28 protein-coding genes and 2 tRNA genes are annotated in these 26,272 nt (G+C 65.8%); 13 read left to right on the forward strand and 17 right to left on the reverse strand.

Annotated elements, in window-relative coordinates:
• Positions 1-50: 50 nt before the first annotated feature.
• The 3 genes from ablA to Q9293_RS15635 are packed head-to-tail and all read right to left on the reverse strand — an operon-like array spanning position 51 to position 3,229.
• Positions 51-1,319, reverse strand: a complete 1,269-nt coding sequence (gene ablA / locus Q9293_RS15625) for a lysine 2,3-aminomutase (protein ID WP_306248155.1) — start codon at positions 1,317-1,319, stop codon at positions 51-53.
• Between the two features lie 32 nt (positions 1,320-1,351).
• Positions 1,352-2,176 (reverse strand): 3-keto-5-aminohexanoate cleavage protein, encoded by an 825-nt coding sequence (locus Q9293_RS15630; RefSeq protein WP_306248156.1) that lies wholly within the window; start codon positions 2,174-2,176, stop codon positions 1,352-1,354.
• 15 nt (positions 2,177-2,191) lie between these two features.
• Positions 2,192-3,229 carry an L-erythro-3,5-diaminohexanoate dehydrogenase gene (locus tag Q9293_RS15635; RefSeq protein WP_306248157.1) on the reverse strand — a complete coding sequence of 346 codons (1,038 nt, stop codon included), beginning with the start codon at positions 3,227-3,229 and terminating at the stop codon, positions 2,192-2,194.
• 583 nt (positions 3,230-3,812) lie between these two features.
• On the opposite strand from Q9293_RS15635, the gene Q9293_RS15640 reads away from it, so the two are divergent.
• Together Q9293_RS15640 and rarD are read left to right on the forward strand one after the other, a co-directional pair.
• Positions 3,813-4,226 (forward strand): hotdog domain-containing protein, encoded by a 414-nt coding sequence (locus tag Q9293_RS15640; protein WP_306248158.1) that lies wholly within the window; start codon positions 3,813-3,815, stop codon positions 4,224-4,226.
• 3 nt (positions 4,227-4,229) lie between these two features.
• Positions 4,230-5,138: an EamA family transporter RarD gene (gene rarD, locus Q9293_RS15645; RefSeq protein WP_306248159.1), complete on the forward strand. Its 909-nt coding sequence runs from the start codon at positions 4,230-4,232 to the stop codon at positions 5,136-5,138.
• A gap of 4 nt (positions 5,139-5,142) precedes the next feature.
• On the opposite strand, the gene Q9293_RS15650 is transcribed toward rarD, so the two are convergent.
• Positions 5,143-5,892, reverse strand: a complete 750-nt coding sequence (locus tag Q9293_RS15650; RefSeq protein WP_306248160.1) for a YdcF family protein — start codon at positions 5,890-5,892, stop codon at positions 5,143-5,145.
• Between the two features lie 72 nt (positions 5,893-5,964).
• Here Q9293_RS15650 and Q9293_RS15655 point away from each other — a divergent pair, with 72 nt between their 5' ends.
• A complete protein-coding gene (locus Q9293_RS15655) occupies positions 5,965-7,035 on the forward strand; it encodes a VanZ family protein (protein ID WP_306248161.1) in 1,071 nt (356 codons plus the stop codon).
• Here Q9293_RS15655 and yihA read toward each other — a convergent pair.
• Positions 7,032-7,619, reverse strand: coding sequence for a ribosome biogenesis GTP-binding protein YihA/YsxC (gene yihA, locus Q9293_RS15660; protein ID WP_306248162.1), 588 nt, complete (start codon positions 7,617-7,619; stop codon positions 7,032-7,034). The genes Q9293_RS15655 and yihA overlap by 4 nt on opposite strands.
• 34 nt (positions 7,620-7,653) lie before the next feature.
• The gene (gene ftsE, locus Q9293_RS15665; protein WP_306248163.1) at positions 7,654-8,340 is read right to left on the reverse strand and encodes a cell division ATP-binding protein FtsE; all 687 of its coding nucleotides are present in this window, start codon (positions 8,338-8,340) and stop codon (positions 7,654-7,656) included.
• 126 nt (positions 8,341-8,466) lie between these two features.
• Here ftsE and purU point away from each other — a divergent pair, with 126 nt between their 5' ends.
• Positions 8,467-9,321: a formyltetrahydrofolate deformylase gene (gene purU / locus Q9293_RS15670; protein ID WP_306248165.1), complete on the forward strand. Its 855-nt coding sequence runs from the start codon at positions 8,467-8,469 to the stop codon at positions 9,319-9,321.
• Positions 9,322-9,325: 4 nt separating this feature from the next.
• Here purU and Q9293_RS15675 read toward each other — a convergent pair whose 3' ends face one another.
• Positions 9,326-10,498, reverse strand: coding sequence for an acetyl-CoA C-acetyltransferase (locus Q9293_RS15675; protein ID WP_306248167.1), 1,173 nt, complete (start codon positions 10,496-10,498; stop codon positions 9,326-9,328).
• A 109-nt stretch (positions 10,499-10,607) separates the two neighbouring features.
• On the opposite strand from Q9293_RS15675, the gene Q9293_RS15680 reads away from it, so the two are divergent.
• The 3 genes from Q9293_RS15680 to Q9293_RS15690 are packed head-to-tail and all read left to right on the forward strand — an operon-like array spanning position 10,608 to position 14,449.
• Complete coding sequence (locus Q9293_RS15680; RefSeq protein ID WP_306248168.1) at positions 10,608-11,531, forward strand: DUF4097 family beta strand repeat-containing protein; 924 nt, start codon at positions 10,608-10,610, stop codon at positions 11,529-11,531.
• A gap of 18 nt (positions 11,532-11,549) precedes the next feature.
• Positions 11,550-13,211, forward strand: coding sequence for a pitrilysin family protein (locus Q9293_RS15685; protein WP_306248169.1), 1,662 nt, complete (start codon positions 11,550-11,552; stop codon positions 13,209-13,211).
• Positions 13,208-14,449, forward strand: coding sequence for a pitrilysin family protein (locus Q9293_RS15690; protein ID WP_306248171.1), 1,242 nt, complete (start codon positions 13,208-13,210; stop codon positions 14,447-14,449). Before Q9293_RS15685 ends, Q9293_RS15690 begins: the two co-directional genes overlap by 4 nt.
• A 1-nt stretch (position 14,450) precedes the next feature.
• Here Q9293_RS15690 and Q9293_RS15695 read toward each other — a convergent pair whose 3' ends face one another.
• Positions 14,451-15,329, reverse strand: coding sequence for a phosphoribosylaminoimidazolesuccinocarboxamide synthase (locus Q9293_RS15695; protein ID WP_306248172.1), 879 nt, complete (start codon positions 15,327-15,329; stop codon positions 14,451-14,453).
• Between the two features lie 65 nt (positions 15,330-15,394).
• A complete protein-coding gene (locus Q9293_RS15700) occupies positions 15,395-16,438 on the reverse strand; it encodes a tetratricopeptide repeat protein (protein ID WP_306248173.1) in 1,044 nt (347 codons plus the stop codon).
• Positions 16,439-16,533: 95 nt separating this feature from the next.
• Here Q9293_RS15700 and Q9293_RS15705 point away from each other — a divergent pair, with 95 nt between their 5' ends.
• Together Q9293_RS15705 and Q9293_RS15710 are read left to right on the forward strand one after the other, a co-directional pair.
• Complete coding sequence (locus Q9293_RS15705) at positions 16,534-17,112, forward strand: hypothetical protein (RefSeq protein ID WP_306248174.1); 579 nt, start codon at positions 16,534-16,536, stop codon at positions 17,110-17,112.
• A gap of 76 nt (positions 17,113-17,188) precedes the next feature.
• Positions 17,189-17,950: an MBL fold metallo-hydrolase gene (locus tag Q9293_RS15710; protein WP_306248176.1), complete on the forward strand. Its 762-nt coding sequence runs from the start codon at positions 17,189-17,191 to the stop codon at positions 17,948-17,950.
• 39 nt (positions 17,951-17,989) lie between these two features.
• Here the strand turns inward: Q9293_RS15710 and Q9293_RS15715 are convergent, their stop codons facing one another.
• The 8 genes from Q9293_RS15715 to Q9293_RS15750 all read right to left on the reverse strand — a co-directional run bounded on the left by Q9293_RS15715 (position 17,990) and on the right by Q9293_RS15750 (position 24,811).
• Positions 17,990-18,367 carry an Hpt domain-containing protein gene (locus Q9293_RS15715; RefSeq protein WP_306248177.1) on the reverse strand — a complete coding sequence of 126 codons (378 nt, stop codon included), beginning with the start codon at positions 18,365-18,367 and terminating at the stop codon, positions 17,990-17,992.
• A gap of 64 nt (positions 18,368-18,431) precedes the next feature.
• Positions 18,432-18,854, reverse strand: a complete 423-nt coding sequence (locus tag Q9293_RS15720; protein ID WP_306248178.1) for a F0F1 ATP synthase subunit epsilon — start codon at positions 18,852-18,854, stop codon at positions 18,432-18,434.
• 62 nt (positions 18,855-18,916) lie between these two features.
• Complete coding sequence (gene atpD / locus Q9293_RS15725; protein ID WP_306248180.1) at positions 18,917-20,338, reverse strand: F0F1 ATP synthase subunit beta; 1,422 nt, start codon at positions 20,336-20,338, stop codon at positions 18,917-18,919.
• 34 nt (positions 20,339-20,372) lie between these two features.
• On the reverse strand, positions 20,373-21,254 hold the full coding sequence (atpG, locus tag Q9293_RS15730) for an ATP synthase F1 subunit gamma (protein ID WP_306248181.1): 882 nt from the start codon (positions 21,252-21,254) through the stop codon (positions 20,373-20,375).
• Positions 21,255-21,377: 123 nt separating this feature from the next.
• Complete coding sequence (gene atpA, locus Q9293_RS15735) at positions 21,378-22,946, reverse strand: F0F1 ATP synthase subunit alpha (protein WP_306248182.1); 1,569 nt, start codon at positions 22,944-22,946, stop codon at positions 21,378-21,380.
• Between the two features lie 43 nt (positions 22,947-22,989).
• Positions 22,990-23,532, reverse strand: coding sequence for an ATP synthase F1 subunit delta (atpH, locus tag Q9293_RS15740; RefSeq protein WP_306248183.1), 543 nt, complete (start codon positions 23,530-23,532; stop codon positions 22,990-22,992).
• Positions 23,529-24,296 (reverse strand): ATP synthase F0 subunit B, encoded by a 768-nt coding sequence (locus tag Q9293_RS15745; protein WP_306248184.1) that lies wholly within the window; start codon positions 24,294-24,296, stop codon positions 23,529-23,531. The genes atpH and Q9293_RS15745 overlap by 4 nt, the downstream gene beginning before the upstream one ends.
• 2 nt (positions 24,297-24,298) lie before the next feature.
• The gene (locus Q9293_RS15750) at positions 24,299-24,811 is read right to left on the reverse strand and encodes a hypothetical protein (protein WP_306248185.1); all 513 of its coding nucleotides are present in this window, start codon (positions 24,809-24,811) and stop codon (positions 24,299-24,301) included.
• 193 nt (positions 24,812-25,004) lie between these two features.
• Here Q9293_RS15750 and Q9293_RS15755 point away from each other — a divergent pair.
• From Q9293_RS15755 to Q9293_RS15770, 4 genes are all read left to right on the forward strand, one after another.
• Positions 25,005-25,080 (forward strand) — tRNA-Val (locus Q9293_RS15755).
• Positions 25,081-25,108: 28 nt separating this feature from the next.
• Positions 25,109-25,185, forward strand: a tRNA-Asp gene (locus Q9293_RS15760).
• Positions 25,186-25,483: 298 nt separating this feature from the next.
• Positions 25,484-25,930: an SRPBCC family protein gene (locus Q9293_RS15765; protein ID WP_372342223.1), complete on the forward strand. Its 447-nt coding sequence runs from the start codon at positions 25,484-25,486 to the stop codon at positions 25,928-25,930.
• A complete protein-coding gene (locus tag Q9293_RS15770) occupies positions 25,917-26,261 on the forward strand; it encodes a helix-turn-helix transcriptional regulator (protein WP_306248187.1) in 345 nt (114 codons plus the stop codon). The genes Q9293_RS15765 and Q9293_RS15770 overlap by 14 nt, the downstream gene beginning before the upstream one ends.
• Positions 26,262-26,272: the final 11 nt, after the last annotated feature.

The raw sequence follows: 26,272 nt of genomic DNA on the forward strand, positions 1-26,272 counted from the left end.
CTGTGCGCCTCTGTGGAAATTCTGTGCCCTCGGTGTCTCGCTTTCCCATGTCAGTGCTTCCCGTTCCGCTGCTTGCGGGAGAGGCCCGCCGGCTCGAGGCAGAGCCTTTCGCCGGAAAGCATGGTGGCCACACCATCCTTGGCCTTGTACACCTTGGAGGTGGGTTCGAGCTTGGCATCGGGCATCGTCGTGGTGTGGACGGGTTCCGTATAGGTGGTGATGACGCCCTCGTAGTTGCGGAGCACCACCTTGTTCTCCCCCTGGGTGATGAGGTAGCTGGGCATGACGGGGATCTTGCCGCCACCGCCGGGCGCGTCCACCACAAAGGTAGGCACCGCCAGGCCCGTGGTGTGGCCGCGCAGGCCCTCGATGATCTCGATGCCCTTGCGCACCGTGGTGCGGAAGTGGGAGATGCCCAGGGAGAGATCGCACTGGTAGATGTAGTAGGGCCGCACCCGGATGGTGAGCAGCTTGTGGAGGAGCTGCTTCATCACTTCGGTCTGGTCGTTGATGCCCCGCAGCAGCACGCTCTGGTTGCCCAGCTGGATGCCAGCATCGGCCAGCTTCGCGCAGGCCTCGCGCGCCTCGGCGGTGATCTCCTTGGCGTGGTTGAAGTGGGTGTTCACGAAAATGGGGTGGTACTTCTTGAGCATGCCCACCAGGGAATCCGTCACGCGCTGAGGCATGACCACGGGCGTGCGGGTGCCGATGCGGATGATCTCCACATGCTCGATGGCGCGGATGCGGCTGATGATGGATTCCAGGCGCTCATCGCTGAGCACGAAGGGATCGCCGCCGGAGATCAGCACATCGCGCACGGCCGGGGTGTTGCGGATGTACTCGATGGCCTTGGCCACGTTGTCGTCGGGCATGTCCAGGTCGTTATCGCCCACCAGGCGGCGACGGGTGCAGTGGCGGCAGTTCATGGAGCAGATGTTGGTCACCAGGAGGAGCACGCGATCTGGGTAGCGGTGCGTGAGGCCGGGGACGGGGCTGTCCACATCCTCGTGCAGCGGGTCGGAGAGGTCGGAGGGATCGTCGTGCAGCTCGGCGAGACGCGGCACGGACTGCATCCGCACCGGGCAGTTGGGGTCTTCACGGTCCATGAGGGCCGCATAGTACGGCGTGATCTCCATGGTGAATTTCTTCAGGCATTCGCGAAGGTGCTCGCGCTCCTGTTCCGTGAGGGTGATGACCTTTTCCAGGGTCGCCACGTCATGGATGCCGTTCCGCAACTGCCAGCGCCAGTCGTTCCACTCTTCGGCGGTCACGTCCTTGAAGAGGTCGATGCTGCGCCAGTCCACTTTCTTGAAGTTCATGGGAATCTCGCTTTGAAAAGTCAGGGTCGGGATCAGGCTTGACGGAGTTTGAGCATCTGGCGGACATCGTCGGGGCGCGCCAGCTCGCGGCCGCAGTCCTTGGCGATGCGGGCTGCGCGCGCCACCAATTCGGCGTTGCTCGTCGCCAGGCGGCCCTTGCTGTAGTAGATGTTGTCCTCGAAGCCCACGCGGACATGGCCGCCCAGGGCGATGGTGGCGTAGATGGAATCCACGTTCGCCTTGCCGCCAATGCCGAAGGCCGTGAAGAAGGCGCCCTTGGGCAGCTTGCGGACCAGGAACTCCATGACATCGGGCTCGTACTTGGCAGCGCCGGGGACGTTGAGCACCAGCCCGTAGTGGTAGGGCTCCTGCAGCAGCCCTTCCTTGATGAGAATGTGGCTGGCGTAGACGTGGCCCAGGTCGAAACATTCGAGGGTGGGCCGAACGCCGTGATCCAGCATGGCCTGGGCGAACTGGCGCATGATGGGCAGGGTGTTAACGATGTACTCGTCGCCGAAATTCACGGTGCCGCAGTCGAGGCTGGCCATCTCGGGGTTGAGGGTCACGGGCTGCAGCCGCTCCTCGGGCGTCATCCAAGCCGCGCCGCCGGTGGTGGTCTCGATGACGATGTCGCAATTGGCGCGGATGAGGTCGATGGCCTTCTTGAAGACAGCCACATCCTGGGTCGGCGTGCCGTCATCCTGGCGCACATGCAGGTGCAGGATGGAGGCGCCAGCCTCCCAGGCCTCGAAGGCACCCTGGGCGATCTCCTCCGGCGTGATGGGCAGCGCCGGATTCATCTCTTTGGTGGTCTCGGCGCCGGTGATGGCGCAGGTGATGATCAGCTTGTTGTCCATGGCTTGCCTCCGCGTTCAGACGTAGCGCTCTTCAAAAAGCTTCCGCAGCTTGGGATTCTCACGCAGCTCCCAGAGGGTGATCTCGGCGTGATCCTTCGTGTAGCCATTGCCCACGATCATGGTCACGTCCTTGCCCACGCCTTCGGCGCCCAGCGCGGCCTTGCCGAAGTGGGTGGCCATGCTGAAGAAGTAGACAGTGCCCTCCTGGCGGCAGGGCAGGATGCTCGACATCTCCGTGTTCTGCACGTTCACGCAGTTCACGACGATGTCGTATTCGCGGCCCCCGTTGGCCTGCAGCACGGCGGCGAGGAAATCCACGGGACGGGTCGCATCGGCCACCACCACCTCGTGGCAGACGCCCAGGTCATCGAGCACCTTCTTGTCGTCGGCCAGATAGACGTTGCCCACCACGCGGCCCGTGGGGCCCACCCGCTTCATGGCCTCATAGGCCACCAACATGCCGGACTTGCCACCGGCGCCCAGGATGAGCACACTCTGGCCGGGCTTCACCAACTTGGCCGCCTGGGCAGGCGCGCCCGCCACATCCAGGGCCGCCAAGGCGAGGCTCTCGGTCATGTCCTCGGGCAGCTTGGCGTAGAGGCCACTCTCGAAAAGGATGGCCTGGCCCTGGATCTCCACCCGGTCGATGTCCGCGTGGATCTTGAGGATCTTCTCGATCCTGAGGGGCGTGAGGCTGAGCGAAACCAGCGAGGCGATCTTGTCGCCGGCCTTGAGACCCCGATCCGCCAGTGCCGCGCCCACCTTGGCCACCCGGCCGATGAACATGCCGCCCGAACCCGTAACGGGGTTCTGCATCTTGCCCTTCTCGCCCACGATGGCGAGGATCTTGGCCTCGATCTTGGCCAGGTCGTGCCCGGCCTCTTCCTCGATCTGGGTGAAGCTGGCGCTGTCGATGTTGAGGGCGATCACGTCCACGAGGATCTCGTTGTCGTAGACCGTCGACATGTCATTGCTGATGCGCGCGGCGGGCTGGGGCAATACGCCCCGGGGCTCCAGCACGCGGTGGGATCCGTATTTGCAGCCCGTCGCCATGGCCTACTCCTTCAATCAATGCGATGCCGCGAGATAGATGCCCTCGACATCGTTTTGAAGCTAGCACGCAGCCTTTCTCGAAGATCGTCACAATCCCAGCCTCATCCAATCGGGTCAGACCCGCCCCAGCCGGGGGTTCCGGGGCCTTCGGACCCGGCCCGCAAGACCTCGGTCTGCCCGCCGCAGGGCCTCTGTTTTTCGCAGAGAAACGGGCGCTTCGGAGCCGCGGGATCCCGTTCTTCAGAACTGTCGAGGGGACACCTACCCTGCGGAAAGCAGGAGGGCAATCCAACGACCCGAAAACGAATTTTGTTTCGGCACACTTTACACTTTGTCATTTCCGGCTCCCACCCAAGCGGCCCTTGGGGAGGCTCATGGCCCCGAACGATTCACCGCGGTGGACCGTCACCGCGACCTTGAAACAGGCAGCCACGGACTGGCTCATCGGCGAAACCGACTCCCGGTCTGAGCCCTGCACGAGCCCGGTCACCCCCGCCATTCCGCTCCTGGTCAGGTGACCCCCAGGTGTCAGGCGGCGTGCCATGATTTGCCATCCGCGACTGGACCTCTGAAAGGTGACCTCATGGGTGACATCAACCTGGACCGCTTCACGAGCCTCATCCGCCTCCGCATCGCCGCGCACGATGCCCACTACGCCGGCAACCTGGTGGATGGCGCCAAGATGCTCCAGCTCTTCGGCGACGTGGCCACCGAGCTGCTCATCCGCAGCGATGGCGACGAGGGCCTTTTCGTGGCCTACGACAACGTCCAGTTCCTTGCCCCCGTGAACGCCGGCGATTACATCGAGGCCACGGGCCGCATCGTGTCCATGGGCCGCACCTCCCGCAAAATGGAGTTCGAGGCGCGCAAGGTGATCGTGCCCGCAGGCATCGCCGGGCAGGTTTCCGCCGCCGATGTGCTGGCCGAGCCCATCGTGGTGTGCAAAGCCTCGGGCACCTGCGTGGTTCCCGCCAACTGCCAGCGGTTCAAGCGCTAGGGCGTGTCCAACACGCCTGACGGGCCCCCGTCGTCGAGCCAGGCCCGGAGCCTCCGCCGAGGCACCCTGGCGGCGTTTGCCGCCTATGGGATGTGGGGGATCCTTCCGCTCTACTGGAAACAACTCTCCAACGTGAACGCCGTGGAGGTGCTCTGCCATCGCGTGCTCTGGTCGGGGCTGTTCCTGGTGGCGGTGCTGCTGGGCAAGGGTCGGCTGGGCGAGGTGCTCCACATCTGGCGCAACCGCGCCAGCGCACTGGCGGTACTGGTCTGTTCGCTCCTCATCACCGTGAACTGGGGGATCTACATCTGGGCGGTGCAGGTGGGCCGCGTGACGGAATCGAGCCTCGGCTACTACATCACGCCCCTGCTCTCGGTGGCCCTGGGCGCCTTCTTCTTCCATGAGCGGCTGGACCGTTGGGCAAAGGTGTCGGTGGGCCTGGCGCTGCTGGGCGTCGCCGTGGCGACCTGGCGCCTGGGCAGCCTGCCCTGGGTGGCCGTGGTGCTCTCCACCAGCTTCGCCCTCTACGGCGCCCTGAAGAAGAAGGCCGGCTTGGACGCGCTGTCGGGCCTCGCCGCCGAAACCCTCATCGCCATGCCCTTGGCCCTGGCCTACCTGGGCTGGATTGGCGGTGGCGCCATCTTCCATGCAGGGCCCAAGGCCACCACCCTGTTGGTGCTGGCGGGCCCGGTGACGGCCCTGCCGCTGCTCACCTTCGCCTACGCTGCCCTGCGGATCCCCCTTCAGCGCCTGGGCTTCATCCAGTATTTCAGCCCCACCTTGCAGTTGGGCATCGGCCTCTTCCTGATGGGTGAACACCTGAGCCCACCGATGGCGCTGGCCTTCGGCGCGGTGGTAGTGGCCGTGCTGCTCTATGCAGCCTCGCGCCCGCGCAACGCCAACATCAGGTAACCCGTTAGCGCCCCATGCTCCGGCCCAGCCATTCCCAGCAGAAGCCCTGAGTGTTGTGCAGGCCTTCCTGTTGGGGCACCAGGTGCCAGAGCTCCCACCGGGGCACCCGTCCGCGGCGGTCACTGGCCACCGGCACCGCCTCAAGCCCGGTCCGCCGCGCCAGGGCCATGGCCCTCGGCAGGTGCCAGGCAGAGCTGAGCAGCCCCACGCGCTGCCAGCCTTCCCTTGCTTTGAGGCGGGTGTAGGCCTGCACCTCGTCGCGGGTGATGACGCAGGGTTCTTCGATCACCCGGATGGCGCTTTCGGGAATGCCCAGGTCCTTCCACAGGGTTCGGGTTTCCTCCCCCAGGTTCCGGCTTCCCGGGCCCGTCCCCTGGGACGCGCCGCTGGCCACCAGCCACCGCACCCGCCCCGCATGCCAGAGGCGGGCGGCTTCCACGATGCGGTCTCCAGAATCCCCAAGCGCTGGCCGCCCCTGCTCATCCACCGCGGAACCACCGCCCAGGACGAAGAGGGCCTCCAGGGGAGCATCTTTGGAAGAGAAGGGCTGAACCTCCGCTTCCAAGCGACCCATGAGGCGGTGTCCCAACTGGACGTTGCCGACGAGCGCGAGACCCACAGCCAGCCCCATCAGGGCAAACCCCAGACCCCTCACCCGGCGCCGGAAGGCCCAATAGGCGCTGCCCCACAGGCCCAGCCAGATCAGGCCCAGAGGCATGAGCAGCATTCCAACGAGCTTGGTGAAGGCGAGCATGGCTCCATTGTGTCGGAAGCGAGGGGCCTGGTGCAGATTCGCATCCAGGGCCCGGCTGTGTTTGGATGGATCATGCGCATGCGATGGCTCTGGACCCTTCCCCTGGCCTTGGCCGCGACCATCGTCTGGCTGAGCGCCCAGTCCCACCTGCCTGCGGGCATCGAGCTGCCCTCGCCCCTGGACAAATTCGCCCACGCCTCGGCCTACGCCGCGCTGGCCTGGACCCTGGATCTGGCCCTGCGCGTCAACCGCCGCGACCTGCCCCTGTACCGCCGCCACCTGTTCATCATCGCCCTGGTGGCCTTCTTCGGCGCCACGGACGAGTGGCACCAGAGCTTCGTTCCAGGTCGCAGCTGCGACGTTCTGGACTGGGTCGCGGATGTCATCGGGGGCGGTCTCGGGCTGTTTGCGGCCTCGGTCCACCTCGTGTTCAGCCGACGTCTCGAGGCCCTGTCCTGGAGACGCGGCGCTGGCCATCGCCTTGATTCGGCTCGCGACCTCATCCTGGTGGCCGATCCCCACTGGGGCGCGGAACTCACGGGGCTGGAGGAAGCCACGGCGAGGTTCCCCAAGGCGGACTGGCTCTTCCTCGGGGATGTCTTCGACGTGTGGGTGGGCCTGCCCGGCATGGAAACCGAAGCCCAGCGCGCCTTCCTCGCCTGGGTGCGGGAGCGCCGCCAGGCCGGGCGCTGGGTGGGCCTCTGGATGGGCAACCGGGAGTATTTTCTCGATCGCCATGCGTCCGCCTTCGATCTCATGGGCGAGGGCATCGGCGGCAGCCTGGAAGGCGAGCGCCTCGTCTGGGAGCACGGCGACCTCATCAACGGGGCGGACCACCAGTACCGTCTTTGGAACCTGCTCTCCCGTTCAGGCCTGCTCTGGCTGCCCTTCTGCCTCATGCCCGGAAGCACGGCCCGCAAAATATCCGCCTGGATGGAACGGAAGCTCCATACCACCAACGCCGCCTACAAACTGGCCTTCCCCCGCGAAGCCTTCCGCGCCGCGGCCCAGGCCCACTCCGAAGCGACCTTCCTCACCGGTCACTTCCACACCCACGAAGTGGAAGCCAACGGCATCGCCCTGCCCTGGGCCCACGAAGGGCGGTTCATGGTGTGGCGGGGCGGAAAGGTGGAGCCCCTCTAGAGGTCCAGCAGGTCGGCCACTTCGCGGCGCAGTTCGGCGATGCCAGTGCCTTTCCCCGCACTCACCCAGGCGATGTCATTGGGCATCAGGTTCAGCTCGGCGGCCACGTCCTTGCGCTGTTTGAGGGCCTTGCTGGGCTTCACCTGGTCGGCCTTGGTGGCGACGATGCGGTGGGGCAGGCCTTCGACGCGCAGCCATTCGATCATCTGGTGGTCCAGCTTGGTGGGACCCACCTCCGCATCCACCAGCACGAACACCATGCGCAGGGTGCTTCGGCCCGTGAGGTAGCCCTCCACCATGGCCTGCCAAGTGGCCCGCTCAGAAGCAGGTCCGGTGGCGAAGCCGTAGCCCGGCAGATCCACAATCCAGCGGTCCGGCCCCGTGAGGAAAACATTGATGAGCCGCGTGCGACCCGGCGTTTTCGAGACGCGGGCCAGCTGCTTCTGGTTGGCCAGGGCGTTCAGCAGCGAGGACTTGCCCACGTTGCTGCGGCCCACGAAGGCCACTTCGGCATGGCAGACGCCAAGTTTGCGCGCATCGGCGGCGGAGGTGACGAACCGGGCATCGGTGAGGGGCTGGGCCATGGGAATCCAATCGACAGCTTCCAGCCTACCGCCTTTAGACGGTGACGAGGCTCGTGGGGGCGGGCTGGTCGAAGGCCACGCGGCCGTGATCGAGGCCGATGACCCGCTTCTTCATGCGCTGGATGAGGCTGCGGTCGTGGGTGGCGACGATGACCGTGGTGCCCTGGCCGTTGATGCGCTCGAACAGGGTCATGATCTCCTGGGCCAGGTCGGGATCCAGATTGCCCGTGGGCTCGTCCGCCAACAGCACCAGGGGATCGTTCACCAGGGCCCGGGCGATGGCCACGCGCTGCTGCTCTCCGCCCGAGAGCTGCAGGGGGTAGCTGCTGAGCTTGTGCTGGAGCCCAACCAGCTTGAGCGCCCGGAAGGTGCGCTGCTTCTGCTCGGCGGCACTCACGCCCAGCACCTTGAGCACAAAGGCCACGTTTTCGAAGATGGTGCGGCTGCGGATGAGCTTGAAATCCTGGAACACCACGCCGAGCTTGCGGCGCAGCTGCGGTATTTCCTTCTCCTGCATGGCCGCCAGGCGGTGCCCCGCCAGCTGGATCTCCCCGCTGCTGGGCACCTGCTCCCGGAAGAGCAGCTTCAGCAGCGTGGACTTGCCCGCGCCGCTGGGCCCCGTGAGGAAGACGAACTCGCCCGCGTCGATGGCGAAGCTCACATCCGCCAGCGCGGTGTGGATGCGGTCGTACTGCTTGCCGACGTGAGTGAGGGTGATCATGCAGGGTTCCGGTGCGCCACTGGGGCTGGACTTCCCCTGATTCTGGAGTGATAACCCCGGAACGACCAGTCCCGGATCGTCTTTCAAAGGTCTTGCGGCCGGGTCACTGGTGAGATGAAATCAGCTATGTTCAATCCCACCGCAATCTTCCTCATCTCCTGCCCGGATCAAAAGGGGATCGTGGCGCGCCTATCCAACTTCGTGTTTCATCACGGTGGAAACATTGTGGATTCGGATCACCACTCCGACCTGCAGGCCGGGCGTTTCCTGGGCCGCATTGAACTGGAGCTGAATGGCCTCGATCTCGACCGGGAGGGCCTCCGGCAGGGATTCGCCGCGATCGCCGCTCCCATGGGCGGTCACTGGGAATTGTATTTCTCGGATGAGATCCCCCGGATCGCCTTATGGTGCAGTCGGCAGGAGCATTGCCTGCTCGACCTCATCTGGCGTCACCAGGCGGGAGAACTGGGAGCCGACATTGCCTTCGTGATGAGCAATCACGACACCCTTCGCCGCCACGTCGAACCGCTGGGTCTCCCCTTCCATGTGGTGCCGATCACCCCCGAAACCAAGAGCATGGCCGAAAGGAAAGCCCTGGCCCTGCTGCGGGCCGAGCGAGTCGATCTCGTAATCCTCGCGAAGTACATGCAGGTGCTGAGCCCGGAGTTCCTGGCGGAATTTCCCGCAGTCATCAACATCCACCACAGTTTCCTGCCCGCCTTCGCCGGGGCCCAGCCCTACCACCAGGCCCATGCGCGTGGCGTCAAGCTCATTGGGGCCACCGCGCATTACGTCACCCCGGATCTCGATTCGGGGCCGATCATCGAGCAGGATGTGGTGCGCGTCAGCCACCGCGACACCACAGATGATCTCGTCCGCAAGGGAAAGGACATGGAGCGCCTGGCCCTTTCCAGGGCCGTGCGCCTTCATCTTCAGCACCGCGTGCTGACCTATGGAAACAAAACGGTCGTGTTTGAGTAGCGGCTTACACCCGTTCCACCAGCATGGCCACGCCCTGACCGCCTCCGATGCAAAGGGCGGCGATGCCCAGCTTCTTGTTCTGGTCCTGCAGCAGGTGCAGGAGGGTCACGAGGATGCGGGTGCCGCTGGCGCCGATGGGGTGGCCGATGGCGATGGCGCCGCCACGCAGGTTCACCTTGGCGGGGTCGATCTCCGGCAGCTCGGCCAGCACGCCCAGGCTCTGGGCGGCGAAGGCTTCGTTGAGCTCGAAGAGGTCGATGTCCGACAGCTTGACGCCGGTCTTCTTGAGCAGCTTCTGAATGGCGGGCACGGGACCCAGGCCCATGGTGGCGGGATCCACGCCAGCCTGGGCGAAGCCCAGGATGCGGGCGATGGGCTTGTGGGCCTTGGCGGCGGCCTCCGAGGCCAGCACCAGGGCCGCGGCGCCATCGTTGATGCCGCTGGCGTTGCCGGCGGTGACCGTGCCGTCCTTCTTGAAGGCGGGCTTGAGCTTGGCCAGGCCCTCGGCGGTGGCATCGGCCTTGATGTACTCATCGCGGTTGAACTGGACGTCGCCCTTCTTGCCGGACAGGGTCACGGTGAAGATTTCCCGGTCGAAGGCGCCCGCGGCCTGGGCGGCCGCGGCCCGCTGCTGGCTGACAAGGGAGGAGGCGTCCTGCGCTTCCCGGGTGATGCCGTGTTTGGCGGCCACATTCTCGGCGGTGATGCCCATGTGGGTATCGCCGTGACCACACCAGAGGCCATCCTGGATCATGCTGTCGATGAGCGGGGCATTGCCCATGCGGGCGCCCCAGCGGGCCGCGGGCAGCAGGTAGGGCGCGTTGGACATGCTCTCGGTGCCCCCGGCCACCACGAAGGCGGCATCGTCCATGAGGATGCTCTGGGCGCCCAGGGCCACCGCCTTGAGGCCGGAGCCGCAGACCTGGTTGGGGGTGTGGGCGGGGGTGCTGTGGAGCAGGCCCGCCTTCAGCGCCGACAACCGGGCCACGTTCTGGCCGCTGCCGGCCTGCAGCACATTGCCCATCACCACATCGCCGACCTCGGAACTTTCCACCCCGCTCCGCACCAGCGCTTCGCGAATGGCCAGTGCCCCCAGATCCACCGCGTTCATGGGCTTGAGGGCTCCCCCGAAGGAGGCGACGGCGGTGCGGGTGGCGGACAGAATGTAAGCAGACATGCGGGCTCCAGAAAGGACCTTCCAGGGTATCGTGACTAAACGCCTCCGGGTCCGGACCGTGAACTCCATCACCAGGCTAGCCCTGTATCTTTCTCCCACGGGAGTTGCCATGACCGTTTCCAGCCGATGGATCCCCATGTTGCTTGTCGGGACAGCGCTGCTGACCGGAGGTGGGTTGCTGGCCCAGGCGCCGCCGCCCCCGCCACCCCCCCCGGCCCCTCCCGCCCCGCCTGCGCCCATGATCGGTGTGGATGTGCCTTCCGGTTCCCGCGTGGAGCAGCGCACGGAGAAGCTGGCCCAGGGTTCCAAACTGTGGGTGAAGAACCGGAACGGCGGCATCCGCGTCACCGGATGGGAGAAGGATGAAGTGGCCCTCACGGCCCAGATCCGCGACAGCGAGAAGCGCCGCGTCGAATTGGTGCTGCAGCGCAAGGGCCAGGATCTCGACATCGAGGCGGTCTTCCAGCAGCCCTCCTGGAGCTTCGGCGTCTACATCAGCCCCCGCTGCGAGATGACCCTGCAGGTGCCCCGCAAAATCATGGGCCACTTCCGCACCACCAATGGAACGGTTTCCGCCGAAAACCTGGAAGGCTATGCCCGCTGCGAAGCCACCAATGGCAGCATCCTCGTCAGCCGCATCCGCGGCGAAGTGCACGTGGATACCACCAACGGTCCCATCGAGGCGCGCAATCTCGCGGCCCGCATCAAGGGCAGCACCACCAATGGCCGCATCGTCCTCGAGGATGTGGAAGGCGGCGTGAACCTGGAGACCACCAACGGTTCGGTGCGCGCCCACAACCTGGACGGCTGGGGCGAGGGCATCCACCTCGAATCCACCAACGGCAGCATCGAGTGCGAACTGGGCAAGGCCACGGGCGAGTTGGTGGCGGAGAACAGCAACGGTTCCCTTGACATCAAAATCACGGGCGCCCAGGTCATTGAAATGAGCAAGCACAACGCCCGGGTGAAAGTGCCTGGACGGAGCCAGACCATCCGCCTGGAAACCACCAACGGCAGCATCCGGGTGAAGTGAGGTAGTACTCTGGGAAGCATGCGTCTGCTGGTTCCCATTCTCGTTGCCGCCCTCGGCCTTCAGGCCCAGGCCCCCCGTCCCTCGGAAGTGCAGGAGCGGCGACTGGCCAATGGCGCCCGCCTGCTCCTGGTGGAGCGCCGGGGCCTGACTGCCTTTCACGCGGCCCTGGTGTTCTCCGGCGGCCGGGCAGAGGAGCCCGCCGCCACCGCGGGTGCGACCGACCTGCTGGCCCGGGCCCTTTACGGCATCACACGGACCGAAGATTTGGAGCAGGGCAAGGGACTGGCGGCCCTTGAGTCACTGCTGAAGCAGGAGGAAGGCCTGCTCGAAGCCATCCGACTGGAGCGCCTTCTGCTGCGGCGGGATGCCGCCGCGGCCTCCCAGCTTCCGGCCTTGGAGGCCAACCTCGAATCCGTACAGTCGCAGCTCCGCGCCCTCACCGCCACGACTCCGCTGGGGGATCTCTACCTCTCCCGGGGCGGACGCCAGTGGGCCGAAGCCAGCACCGATGCCCTCAGCGCCCACACCGAACTGCCTCAGGAAGCCTTCGAGTTCTGGTGCCGCACCGAAGCCCAGCGCCTGCGGAGCCTGACGCTCAGCCGGTTCGCCCAGGCCCGGGCCAGCCTCGCCGCCGAACTTCGCACCAAGGGTGACAAGGGCCCGGCCCTGCTCTACGGTGCTGCGCTTCCGGGGCATCCCTACGGCCGGGACCTCACGGACCACCTGCCCGCATTGGAGGCCCTCCGCTGGTCAGAGCTCCGCTCCTACGCCCACCGTGCCCTGCGACCCGACCGGCTCACCATCATCCTTGTGGGCGGCCTCAGCTTGGAGGCCGCGCTGCCCCTGGTGGAGCGTCATCTGGGGTCGCTTCCCGTGCCTCCGGCCAGCGAAACGAACGTGCTGCCGGAGATCCCGGCAGACCTCGGCGACCGGCGGGTTCAGGCCGCCGCAGGCGAATCCGCGCGCCTTCTCATGGGCTGGCGCATTCCCGCCCGCTCCCATCCGGACCACCTGGCCTTGCGCTTGGCGACTCAGCTGTTGGGTGGCGGCCAGAGCAGCCGCTTGCCATCCCGGCTTCAGCGTCAGAAAGGCCTTGTGACACAGGTGTCCCTGGGCCTGGACCTCCCCGGCGGCCGCCTGCCTGGGCTGTTGGTGGCAGACATGGAGCCCGCGCCTGGCCACAGCCTTGCAGAGGTGGAGGGCGCCCTGCAGGGCGAGATTCTCCGTTTGCAGCAGGATCCCATCCCCCAGGAGGAGTGGCAGCGGGCCCTCGCGCAGCTGGAATCGGACCACCTCCGAAACCAGGATGATCCCGAAGCCTTGGCAAAAACCCTGGGCCAAGCCTGGGCAGAAGGCGGGGATTGGCGGCTGGCGGAGCTGGACCTCCAGCGGCTTCGGGGTTTGGCACCAGAGGCTGTACAGGCCGCGGCGCGCGCCTGGCTGAAACCCACCCACCGCACCACCGTGCTCCTGGAGCCCACCCCCGGAGCCAACCTGGATCCCCTTGATGCGGAACTGTCCCAGGTGCTGCAGGCCCTGGCAACGACCCGCATCCAGGATCCAGCTCAACGGGAACACCTGGTGGCTGAAGGGCTCCGGCAGCTGCGCATGCTGAATTCCGAGGAGCGCCGCCGCACCCTCAAATTGCTGGTGGCCCAGCTGCCCCCGGAGAAGCGATGAGGGCCCTGCTGCTGACGTGCCTGGCCACGGCACTTTCGCTGCAGGCCCAGGCGAAAGTCCAGGCCTTCATCCTGCCGAATGGGCTGCGGGTGCTGCTGCTGGAGGATCATGAGCATCCATTGGTGCGGGTAAAGCTGCACCTGAAGGTCACAGTCCAGGATGTGCCGAGCGGCCGCCAGGGCCTCCCGCAGCTGGCGCTGCGCATGGTCTCCCACTCCGACGCCGGGGGCTTCAAGGCCGATGAGCTGGAGCGGTTCCAGGAAGACGCAGGCATCCAGTTGAAAGCCATGGCAGCCCCCGATGGCCTCGACTGGCAGCTGTCGGTCCGCAGCCGCGACCAGGACCGGGCCCTGGGCCTTCTCGCCGATCGCATCCTCCGCTCTCTCTTCGATCCCGGCATGCTGGAAGAGCAGCGCGAAGCCTGCTGGCACGAGGAAGAAGGGCGCGGAGTTGATCCTCTGCTCCGGCTGCGGCAGAGCCTGAGTCAGGCCCCGGAGAGGAGGCCCACGCTCACCAGCCTGGGCACCATCACCTGGGAGGATCTGCTCACCTTCCGCGCCCGTGTGTTCCGACCCGATCATGCGCTGCTGGTGCTGCACGGGGACCTGGGCCTGGAGCAGGCCAAGCGGCTGGTCCTGCTGAGCCTCGGCAGCTGGACACCGCAGGAGACCCGCTCCGCCCCCCCCTCACCCGACCCTTCAGCGTCAGAGGGTGTGCAGCAAGCCAGCTCCGGCAAACCATGGCCCCTGTGGATCCGCGTTCCGGGAGTCGGAAGCCGCGCCCAGGCCGTGGCGCCCCAACCGACGGAAACCCTTCCAGAATCCGCGGCTTTGCTGAACCTGCTGGTGCCCGGTGAGCCTTCGCTCCTGCCCGCCTGGGCTGCCGCTGAGGCTGGCTGCCTCGTGGCCACGGATGATGCCGAGGTGGATGCCAGCCTCGCCCTGCCCCGCTTGCTGGCGCGGTTGGAGGCGCTGCGGCTGCGGGGCTTCACTCAGGCTGACCTCGACCGCGCCCGCACCGCGTGGAACGCCGGACCCAGCCTGGAGACCCTCCACCCCGAAGCCCAGATGAACCGAGCGCTTCAGGAAGCCCTGGGCCGCGGCGCCGATCCGGACCACATGAAAGCCCTCAGCCTCGAACAGCTGAATGCAGACCTCCGTCGTTGGTTCGATCCAAAGAACCTGCGCACAGGGGGCCTGAAGAAGGCCGACCCCGCAAAGGGCCTGGTGGCCCCTTGATTCAGAGCTTCACACCGAAGCGCGAAGCCAAGTCCAGGTAGCGGGCCCGCACGCCTTCGATGATCTCGGCCGGAAGGTGCGGCGCGGGCGGCTGTTTGTTCCAGCTGGAGAGGGTCTCCAGGTAGTCGCGGAGAAACTGTTTGTCGAGGCTGGGCGGGTTCTTCCCCGGCTGATAGCTGTCGGCCAGCCAGTAACGGCTGCTGTCAGGCGTGAGGGCCTCGTCAATGAGGATGAGCTCGCCTTCGTCGCTGAGGCCGAACTCGAACTTGGTGTCGGCGAGCAGGATGCCGCGCTCAGCCGCCAATTCGGCGCCCCGCCGGTAGAGGGCCAGGCTCAGGTCGCGCAGGCGCAGAGCCAGATCGTGCCCCACGATCTCAGCCATGCGCTCGAAGGAAATGTTCTCGTCATGCCCTTCCTCCTCCTTGGTGGCGGGCGTGAAGATGGGCTCGGGCAGCCGATCTGCGAGGCGCAGCCCCGCGGGCAGGGAGACGCCGCAGATCCTGCCGGTGGCCTGGTATTCCTTCCAGCCGCTGCCGGCGATGTAGCCGCGGACGACGCACTCCACGGGCATGGGGCGGGTTTTCTCCACCACCACCGCCCGGCCTTCCAGCGCGGAGCGGTAGGGTTCGAGGGCCGCGGGCCAGCCCGCGTTGCCCCGGAAATGGTTGGGCACCAGATCTTCCGTGGCGGCGAACCAGAAGTTGGCCACGGCCGTGAGGATGCGCCCCTTGTCGGGAATGCCTTCGGGCATCACACAATCGAAGGCGCTGATGCGATCCGAGGCGACGATCAGCAGCTGCTTGCCGAGATCGTAGACATCCCGCACTTTGCCCCGGCGGAAGACCGGAAAGGGGAGGTCGGTGCTCAGCAGAATGGACATGGAACGCTCCAGGTTCAAACAGCCATCATCGCAGAGAGCCGCGCCGGGACCCAGCCCTGAAGCCTTCAGCTGAGCTCGGGCAAGTGCCGGGGCGTGGGGGCTGACCAGTGCAGACCGCCAGGCAGCAGGGCATAGCGGTTCATGACGCCCACCCAGCGGGCCAGCTCGGCTTCGCGCACCGTGCCATCGGGACCCGCCACAGGAAGGCCCAGGTAGTGGAGGTAGTCCTGCACCTCGGCACCGGAGACCCCCAGCAGGGCGGGCAAATCGTCCAGGTGGTGGTTCCGGTCCCCGGGCGGAGGGGCCAGCAGGTGGTAGTCGAAGGATTCCCGCAGCACGGAGGCGGTGGCGGCCGGATCCAGCTCCTGGGCCGCATCCAGATGAGGGAAGGGGTTGCCCCCGAGCAGGCCCAGAGCCTGGGCCATGCCCAGATGGGCCAGGAGGTGCACCGGGTGCACCTTCAGCACGGCCTCGAAGGCGGCCCGGGCCTCCTGGGCGCGCCCCAGGCGCACCAGGGCCTCCCCGTACCGCAGCTGGGCCTCGAGGCGATCCGGTTCGACCTTGATCCACCGTTCCGCCACGGCAGCCATCTCCTCGGCCATGCCCTGGGCCCGGAAGAAGCCCGCGAGATAGGCCAGGGTGGTCACATCCTTGGGCGCCAGGAGGAGCAGCCGATCCAGGATTTCCGCGGCCCGGAGGGACTGGCCCTCCTGATCCAGGCGGTGAGCCCAATCCCGCAGCACCTCCACCTGGCGGGGCACCGCATGGTTAGGGGTGGACCGGGCGGGGTCTGCCGGGTGCAGCAGCTGGGTGCGCACCCAAAGGTAGCGCAGGGCGTTGCGCCCGTCGGGACCGGCCAGCTCCTCCTCGATGGCGTGGATGATGGTCTTGAGGCCGTGCTCCCAAAGGGGCGGCAGCGGCATTTGCACGTGGGTGCGCAGTTCCCGGCTGAGGGGATCCAGGGGATTCCCAGCGCGCCCCAGGTGCAGCCTCAGGCGCAGCAGCTCCAGGCCGGGTTCGGGCCCGGGCTGGAAAGCCACACGCAGGGCCAGCTCCCCGGTGTCGGGATCGAAATCGTCAAGAATCAGGAAACGCAGGTGGGCCCGCATATGGCTGAGGTTAGCAAGGAATTAGATCCAAAGGAGGTTGACCGGCCTCCATTCAGGCCTGATCATGCACTATTCGTCGGTTTTGGAGGTTCGCAATGCGCAGGTCCGTTCTGTTGATGACGCTGCTATCCGTGTTGCCTGCCACCGCCGGGGAAGTCGGCATTCTGCTCGACAAGCAGGTGGGCAAGGCCCAGGCCCTCGGCACCCAGAAGTTCGATGCCGTGAGCCCCACCGGCCTGGGCATTCGCGCCGGTTTTGATGTGCTCGACTTGAAGGTCGCCGCCCTGCAGCTGAATGCCACCTGGCACAACAAGACCACCGGGGATCTGACCTACGGCGGAACCAAGGTGGGCGAACTGGACAACCAGTACATCGCCGCGGGCGCCATGGTGAACTGGAAACTCCTGGTCAACGTGGGCGCGGGCGTGGAATACCGCTCCGAGAAACTCAGCTTCCGCCCCACTTCCGGCGCTGCCACTGACAGCACCCTGGGACGCCCCTGGGCCCGTGTGAATGTGGGCTTCAGCATCCCCACCCCCGTGGTCAGCCCCTTCTTCCTCTTCGAGGTGGCCGCGCCCCTCTCCAAGAAGGAGAACCCCGGCAGTGCCAAGGATCTCACCGATGCCCTGGCCCCCCAGGTGCAGGTGGGCATCTACGGCGGCATCCGCTTCTGATTTCTGCACATCCAATGGAAAGGGGCGCCCAAGGCGCCCCTTTTCCGTATGATGAAGGCACATTCACCGAGGAGAGATGGAACTCCGGATCCTGGGCTGCAGCGGCGGAGAAGCTGACGGGGAGCGCCTGACAGGCCTGCTCGTCAACGGCTGTGTGGCCATCGATGCCGGTTCCATCACCGCCGCCCTCACGGTGGAGGAGCAGGTGAAGATCCAACATGTCTTCATCAGCCACTCCCACCTGGACCACATCTGCACCCTGCCCTTCTTCACCAAGAACATTTTTGGCCATACCCACGAAGCCGTGGAGATCCACGCCCTTCCGGAAACCCTGGATGTGCTGCGCCGCCACCTCTTCAACGATGAGCTGTGGCCTGACTTCAGTGTGATTCCCAGCCCCAACGATCCCACCATCCGCTACACGGAAGTGGAACCCGAGCAGACCTACGAAGTCTGCGGCCTGCGCATCACCCCCATCCGCGTGAACCATCTGGTGCCCTGCGTGGGTTACAAGGTGGATGACGGCAAGGATGCCTTCATCTTCACCAGCGACACGGCGGAAACCGACCGCATCTGGGAGGTGGCCAACGCCACGCCCAACCTGCGCTTGGTCATCGCGGAGGCCAGCTTCCCCAATGACCAGGCCTGGCTGGCGGAGGCCTCCAAGCACCTCACGCCCGCCAAGCTGGGCGCCGAGCTGAAGAAACTCCAGGGCCAGGTGCCCGTGCGGATCTACCACCTCACGCCTGGAGACAAGGCCATCATGCTGCCCCAGCTGCAGGCCCTGGGGGATCCTCGCCTCAGCCTGCTGGCCCAGGACGAGCGCCTGACCTGGTGATCCACCGCGGTCGTCCCCAGAGAGACCCGCGAAGGGTTCCTAACGCTCCGGGAAAGCTTCGCGGAAAGCCGCCAGGCCTTCATCAAAGGCGGCGGGAAGCGCCGCAATGAGGGCGGGGGATTCCACCAAGTGACCAGCCCGGGCCTCGGCCTCCACCCGGGCGGCCATATGTGCGAAGCGCACCAGCCCCAGGTTGCTGAGGGCGCCCTTCATCTGATGGGCTTCCATGAGCATCCGGGGCAGGTCCCCAGCGGCCAAGCCCTCGCGGAGCGCCACCATGCGCGGCGGCACATCCTCCTGGTAGAGCCCGATGAGCTCCTGCACCAGGCCTTCCTCGGCCCCGAGTTCCAGCAGGTCCCGCAAGGGTTCCGCATCGAGGATGGGCAATTCGCTCACAAAGGCTCCACCAAGGGACATCCACCCTTCCATCGGCAGACCCATCCCTGATCTGAAAGCCTAATCAATCGCAGGAAGGTTCGGATCAGAATCCGTGACCAGCCGGATGCCCGGCCGCCTGCAGACGGATGAGGCTGGCATCGAGCTTGGCCTGGGCCGTGGCCAGATCTGTCTCGGTCTTGGCTTCCTTCAGCAGCTGCAGCGCGCGCTGGCGGGAGGCCTCAGCCCGCTCCAGATCAATCATGTCCACGGTCTCACTCTCGCGGGCCAGGATGGTGACGCGATCAGCGGACACCTCAGCGAAGCCACCGAAGACCGTGAGCCAGTGCTTCTGGCCCTCCTGGATGTAATAGAGCAGGCCGTCGCCCACCTCGGTCATCAGGGGCGTGTGGCCCGGCAGGATGCCGTAGTAGCCGCGGGAAGCCGTGGGGAACTGCACCTCGGCCACTTCGGCTGAGAACACCGGCCGCTCCGGGGTCACCACTTCCAGTTTGATCGATTGAGACATGGCGGGCTCGTTTCAAAGCTCGGAATCCGCTTGCGCGGATTCCGAGTTGGAGAAAGGCGAAACTAAACGGCGGCGAGTTTCTCGGCCTTCTCGACGGCTTCCTCGATGGTGCCGACGAGGTAGAAGGCCTGCTCGGGCAGGTGGTCCCACTTGCCGTCGCAAATCTCGCTGAAGCCCTTGATGCTGTCTTCGAGCTTCACGTACTTGCCGGACATGCCCGTGAACTGCTCGGCCACGAAGAAGGGCTGGCTGAGGAAGCGCTGGATCTTGCGGGCGCGGGCCACGACCAGCTTGTCGTCGTCGCTCAGTTCGTCCATGCCGAGGATGGCGATGATGTCCTGCAGCTCCTTGTACTTCTGCAGAATCGCCTTCACGCGCATGGCGGTGTTGTAGTGCAGATCGCCCAGGATGCGGGGATCCAGCAGGCGGCTGGTGGAGGCCAGGGGATCCACGGCGGGGTAGATGCCCAGCGCCGCGATCTCACGGGAGAGGTTCGTGGTGGCATCCAGGTGGGCGAAAGTCGTGGCGGGCGCGGGATCGGTGTAGTCGTCCGCGGGCACGTACACAGCCTGCACCGAGGTGATGGAGCCCTTCTTGGTGGAGGTGATGCGCTCCTGCAGCTCGCCCATTTCCGTGGCGAGCGTGGGCTGGTAGCCCACGGCGGAAGGCATGCGGCCCAGCAGCGCGGACACTTCGGCGCCGGCCTGGGTGAAGCGGAAGATGTTGTCCACGAAGAGCAGCACGTCCTTGCCTTCCACATCGCGGAAGTACTCGGCGACGGTGAGGCCCGTCAGGGCCACGCGGGCGCGGGCTCCGGGGGGTTCGGTCATCTGGCCGTAAATGAGCGCCACCTTGCTCTTGGAGAGGTCGTCCTTGTTGATGACGCCCGAATCCATCATTTCGTGCCAGAGGTCGTTGCCCTCGCGGGTGCGTTCGCCGACGCCAGCGAACACAGAGTAGCCGCCGTGGCCCTTGGCGATGTTGTTGATGAGCTCCATGATGAGCACGGTCTTGCCCACACCGGCACCGCCGAAGAGACCCGTCTTGCCGCCCTTCGCGTAGGGTTCCAGCAGGTCGATGACCTTGATGCCGGTCTCGAACATCTCGGAGGTGGTGTTCAGCTCTTCGTACTTGGGAGCTTCACGGTGGATGGGCAGGGTCATCTTGTGGCCGATGGGACCGCGCTCGTCCACGGGATCGCCCACCACGTTGATGATGCGGCCCAGGGTTTCGGGGCCCACGGGCACGTTGATCGCCTTGCCGGTGTCGGTCACGAGCTGGCCGCGCACCATGCCCTCGGTGGGCTGCATGGCCACGCAGCGCACGCGGTTCTCGCCCAGGTGCTGCTGCACCTCCAGCGTCACCTGCGCACCACCAATGTCCGTGTGCAGCGCGTTCATGATCTCGGGCAGGTGGTCGCCGAATTCGACGTCCACGGCGGGACCGACAATGGCGATCACGCGGCCTTGAAGGTTGTTTGACATAGGGAACCTCGACGAATGGGAATGGGCGAGTGGATTAGGCGTTGGCGCCGCTGACGATCTCGATGATCTGATTGGTGATGCTGGCCTGGCGGATCTTGTTCATGGTGAGGGTCAGCTTGGCGATCATCTCGCCGGCATTGCTGCTGGCCTTGTCCATGGCGGCCATGCGGGCGCCGTGCTCGGAGGCGCTGCTCTCCAGGAGGTTGCGGAGCAGCTCCGTCTCCACGAAACGGGGCAGCAGGGTCTCCAGCACCGCATTGGGATCGGGTTCGAGCAGGTGCGACACTTCGACGGCATCCCGGCCTTCGGCGCGACGATCCAGATCCATGGGGAAGACCCGGAACACCGTGGGGGTCTGGGCCACGGCACTCTCGAAGTAGTTGTAGATCACGTAGAGCGCGTCAATCTCACCCGCGTGGTACTGCGCGGCGGCGCCATTCGAGATCTCGGTGACCACGCGCTGGAAACCGGCGAGGGGGATGTTGAGATACTCCCCGGCAGGCGTGATCTTCTGCTTTTTCGCCCACTCCGCGGCCCGCTTGCCCACCACGTCCAGGTGGACGATCTCGGAGGAGCACTCGGCCACAAAGGCGTTGGCCGCCTTGAGCACGTTGGCGTTGAAGCCACCGCAGAGGCCCTTGTCGGAGGCCACGAGGACCACGCGGATGCGCTTCTCCTCGCGGGGCGTCAGGAAGGCCTGGGCGGCGGGACCCGGCTGGATCTCGGAATCACCCTTGATGCGACCCACCACGCGCCGGACGACTTCCATCATCTTGCTGGCGTAGGGGCGCAGGGCCACCAGGCGTTCCTGAGACTTCCGCAGCTTGACAGCGGAGATCATCTTCATGGCCTTGGTGACCTGCTGGGTGTTCTTGACGGATCGAATACGACGTCGAATGTCTTGGAGACCGGCCATGGCTAGTTACTCCAACGAATGCGGCGGCGGCGAATGTCTTCTCCGAATGCCCTCTGGGCCTTCGGAGAAAGGTTCGGCACCACCCAGCCGCCCGGTGTGGCGTTATGGAGACCGGCCATGGGACTAGGCTCCCGCGGTCTGGTTCAGGGAGGCCACGAAGGTCTCCTTGAAGGCCGCCACCTGGGTCTTGAGCTGGGCCTTGGCGTCGTCGCTGAGCACCTTGGAGTCGCGGATGCCGCGCAGAATCTCAGGGGCGTTCACATCGAGGAAGGCCATGAATTCGGATTCAAAGCGGCGGACCTGGGGCACCGGCAGATCATCCACATAACCGTTGGTGGCGGCCCAGATGCTGACCACCTGCTTTTCCACGGGCATGGGGCTGTACTGGCCCTGCTTGAGGATTTCCACCAGGCGCTGGCCGCGGTTCAGCTGCGCCAGGGTGGCCTTGTCCAGGTCGGAGCCGAACTGGGCGAAGGCCGCCAGCTCGCGGTACTGGGCCAGGTCGAGCTTGATCGTGCCGGCCACGGACTTCATGGCCTTCACCTGGGCAGAACCACCCACGCGGCTCACAGAGATGCCCACGTTCACGGCCGGACGGACGCCGGCGTTGAACAGATCGGATTCCAGGAAGATCTGACCGTCGGTGATGGAGATGACGTTGGTGGGAATGTAGGCGGACACGTCACCGGCCTGCGTCTCGATGACCGGCAGGGCCGTGAGCGACCCCGCGCCGCGCTCGTCGCTGAGCTTGCACGCGCGTTCCAGCAGGCGGGAGTGGAGGTAGAACACGTCGCCAGGGTAGGCCTCACGTCCGGGAGGACGGCGCACCAGCAGCGAGATTTCGCGGTAGGCCGCAGCCTGCTTGGAGAGATCGTCGTAGATGCAGAGGACGTGGCCGCCGGGGTTCTCCTTGCCCGCAGGGTTTCCATCCTTGCCGTGCCACATGAAGTATTCACCGAGGGCGGCGCCGGTCATGGGGGCCAGGAAGAGCAGCGGGGCGGCTTCGGAGGCGGACGCAGCCACCACGATGGTGTGCTTCATGGCGTCGTATTCTTCCAGCGTCTTCACCACTTGGGCGATGGTGGAGCGCTTCTGGCCGATGGCGACGTAGATGCAGATCACACCGGTGTCGCGCTGGTTGATGATGGTGTCGACGGCCACGGCGGTCTTGCCAGTCTGGCGGTCGCCGATGATCAGCTCACGCTGGCCGCGGCCGATGGGGATCAGGCTGTCGATGGCCTTGAGGCCCGTCTGCATGGGCTCGTGCACGCTCTTGCGATCCACGATGCCGGGGGCGATCTGCTCGATGGGGTTGAACTTGGTGGCCTGGATGGGGCCCTTGCCGTCGATGGGGTTGCCCAGGGCGTCGATGACGCGGCCCACGAAGGCGGGGCCCACGGGCACGGACATGATCTTGCCGGTGCGCTTGACGGTGTCGCCTTCCTTGATGGCGGCGGCATCGCCCAGCAGGATGATGCCGACGTTGTCCTCTTCCAGGTTGAAGGCGAGGCCCATGACGCCGTGGGGCAGTTCCAGCAGCTCGCCGGACATGGCCTTCTCAAGGCCGTAGGCGCGGGCGATGCCGTCACCGACGCTGATGACTGTGCCCACTTCGGCCACGTCCACCTGGGCGTCGAAGCCCTCGATCTGGCTGCGGATGATGCGGGAAATCTCTTCCGCGCGAATGTCCATGAAATCCTCCAAACCTGCGAGTTGAAAGCGAAAGGGAAGAGATTTAGGCCGACAGAAGCTGTGTCTTGAGCTGGCGCAGCTGGCCCTGGAGCGAGGCATCCAGCACAGTGGAGCCCACCTGCACCTTCACGCCCCCAAGAAGGCTTGCGTCCTGGTGCCAGCTGAGGCGGATGGTCTTGCCAGTGCGCACGGCCAGCGAGGCGACGAGGGCCTTCTCCTGGGCTTCCGTGAGGGACTGCGCGCTGCTGACCTTGGCTTCGACGATGCCCGCGCGCTCATCCACCAGATCGGCGAAGGTGCGGCGCAGCTCCGGCAGCAGGTTCAGGCGACCCGCCTCGGCCACCACGCGGAAGAAGTGGCGCAGGGTTTCGCTCACTTTGGCGGCGACCAGGATGGTCTCGAAGACTTCGGCCTTCTTGGTGGGCAGCACCAGAGGCGAAGCAACCAAACGGGAGAGGTCGGCATTGGCGGCCACGGCAGCAGCCACGGATTCCAGTTCCTGCTGCAGCTGGGGCACGTTGCCCTGCTTGTCGCCGATCTGGAGGAGGGCCTTGGCGTAGCGCCGGGCGGTCAGGCGGCTGCTCACTGGGCGCCTCCAATCTGCTGAATGGCACGGTCGATGGCTTTAGCCGAATCAGGTCCCTGCAGCTTGGCCTCCAGACGTTTCGCGGCGCCTTCGACGGCCAGCTCGGCCACCAGGGCCCGCAGTTCCTGCTCGGCCTGGCGCTTCTGGAAGCCGATCTCGGCCTGGGCCTGGGCCAGGATCTGGGTGGCTTCGGCCTTGGCGGCCTCGAGCACACGCTGCTTCTCGGCCTCGGCATCGGTCTCGGCCTTGGCCAGGATGCCCGCCAGCTCGGTTTCGAGCCCGGCCATCTTGGCTTCCATCTCCTTCATCTGGGCCTCGCCCTCGGCCTTGTCCTTCTCGGCCTGGGCCAACAGGGTGACTAGCTCTTCCTTGCGGGCCTTGAACATGGCGGACAGGGCACCCTTCAACAGGAAGAAGAGGCCCGCTCCATAGATGGCGAAATTGAGCAGCTGAACGACGAAGGCGCCCAGGTTGCCATATTCCTTTCCGAAGAGCTTCATGGCGGGGCCGTGATGGGCACCACCATGAGCCTCATGGCCAGCAGCCTCATGCGCGGTGCCTTCGTGGGCGGTCTCGCCGTGAGCATCATGGGCCGCTTCGGCGCTGTGGGCTTCGTGAGTCGCTTCACCGGCCGGAGCCAATTGGCCCGCGGCGGGAGCTTCGTGCTTGTCGGCGGCCGGGGCCGGTTCGTGGGACTGCGCCACCAGCGCCAGGGGGCTGAAGGACAACAGGGCTGCGAGGGAAAGTCGGGTCAGCTGGATCATGCTCAGGCCTGCTTCAGAAGGGTCTGGGCCATGGATTCGGCCAGGGCGTCCACCTGGGACAGGAGGCTCTGCTTGGCCGTGGCCTGCTGGGCCTGGAGGGATTCCACCGCCGCCTGGCGCTCGGCCTGGGCCTGAGCCCGGGCCTCGTCCAGCAGGCGCTGCTTTTCCTTGCCCGCCGCGTCGGCCAATTTCTTCCGGGCCTCGAAGGCCTGGGCGCGGAGTTCCTTCAGGCGGGACTGGTAGTCCTTCTGCCGGGCCTCCAGCAGCGCCGCGGCCTGGGCCTTGGCGTCACCGCCGGCATTCAGGTCGCGGTCCCGATCTTCCATCACTTGGGTGATGGGCTTGAAGAACACCACCCGGAGGTAGAGGTAGAGCACCACGAGCAGCACGATCACGAACAGGATGGCCGGCAGGTCCGGGCGCATGGGATCCGGCATCTGGGCCAGGATTCGCGCAACAGGGCCGTCCCCTTCCGGTGACCGGAGCGTCAGATTTGCCAGTTCCAGCAGCGCCACAGGCCACCCTCCAGAAACATCCCAAGGCCAAGGCCGACAGATCAGCCAGGGTCATACCGACACCAGTGATGGTCCGCGGGAACCTCTGGGACGGAAGTCTTTAAACCTTACCAGACTGGTCTGGTTCCCTCAACGCGGAGCTTTGGACTTGACCCAAGCCCCATCCTGTGTGACGATCAGGGTTCGGCGATTCGGGCGATTAGCTCAGTCGGTAGAGCAGCTGCCTTACACGCAGCATGTCGGCGGTTCGAGCCCGTCATCGCCCACCAGTCACCTGGTGAAGTGCAGTAAAACCTCGGGGTTGTAGCTCAGTCGGTTAGAGTGCCAGCCTGTCACGCTGGAAGTCGCGGGTTCGAGCCCCGTCAGCCCCGCCAAAAAACGCGCCCGCCTGGGCGCGTTTTTTTTGCGGGGCTGACGGGGCTCGAATCCGCGAGTGGACTGGTCACTCCGTCGTGGAGGCCCTCCAGTGGAGGGCCGGAACAGGGGTGGCCTGACCGGCGGATCCGAGCCCGAAGGGCGACGGAGACGCGTTCGAGCCCCCGCTTGAGTGGGACGGTTCAATAGGCGGAGAACGGCCAGTCTCCTGCCTGCGCAGCAAAACCGCAACCCAGGGGTAGCACAATTCCAAAACCGCTCTAACATGCAACCAAGAGGTTGCACATGAAACCATCCATCACCGACCGTATCGAAAAGCAGATCCTGCTCCGCGCCCCGCAATCCCGGGTCTGGCGGGCCCTCACGGATGCCGACGAGTTCGGCACCTGGTTCCGAGTGAAGCTGCATGGCCCATTTGCGCTGGGTCACCGGATCAAGGGCCCGCTCACCTATCCCGGCTTCGAGCACATCGTCATGGAAGTCGAGGTCGAGCAGATGGAGGCCGAGCACCTCTTCTCCTTCCGCTGGCATCCCTACGCCGTCGATCCCGGGGTGGATTACTCGAAGGAGCCCCGCACCCTCGTCGAGTTCCGCCTTGAAACCGTGGGCGAGGGCACCCTGCTCCGCCTGGTGGAATCCGGTTTCGACCGGCTGCCGCCCAGCCGCCGTGAAGAAGCCTTCCGCATGAACGACGGCGGCTGGACCATGCAGATGCAGAACATCGAACACCATGTCGCGCGCTGAGGCCCTCTCCCCCGCCCGCCTGAGGGATGCGGCGCCGCTCTTTGCGGCCCTGGGTGATGCCACCCGACTGGGCCTGCTGGTCTCGCTCTGTTCCAGCGGCCCGCTTTCCGTCACACGCCTGAGCGCCAAATTCGAGGTGTCGCGGCAGGCTCTCACCAAGCACCTCGATGTGCTGGCCGAAGCAGGCCTGGTGCGCAGCAGCCGTGAAGGCCGCGAACGCATCTGGGAGCTGGAGCCCAAGCGCCTCGATGATGCCCATGCCTACCTCGAGCGCCTGTCCCGCCAGTGGGATGACGCACTTGATCGCCTCAAGGCCTTTGTCGAGCGCTGAGCGTCCATCAC

It is taken from the genome of Geothrix sp. PMB-07 (assembly GCF_030758935.1).
Lineage (GTDB): Bacteria > Acidobacteriota > Holophagae > Holophagales > Holophagaceae > Geothrix.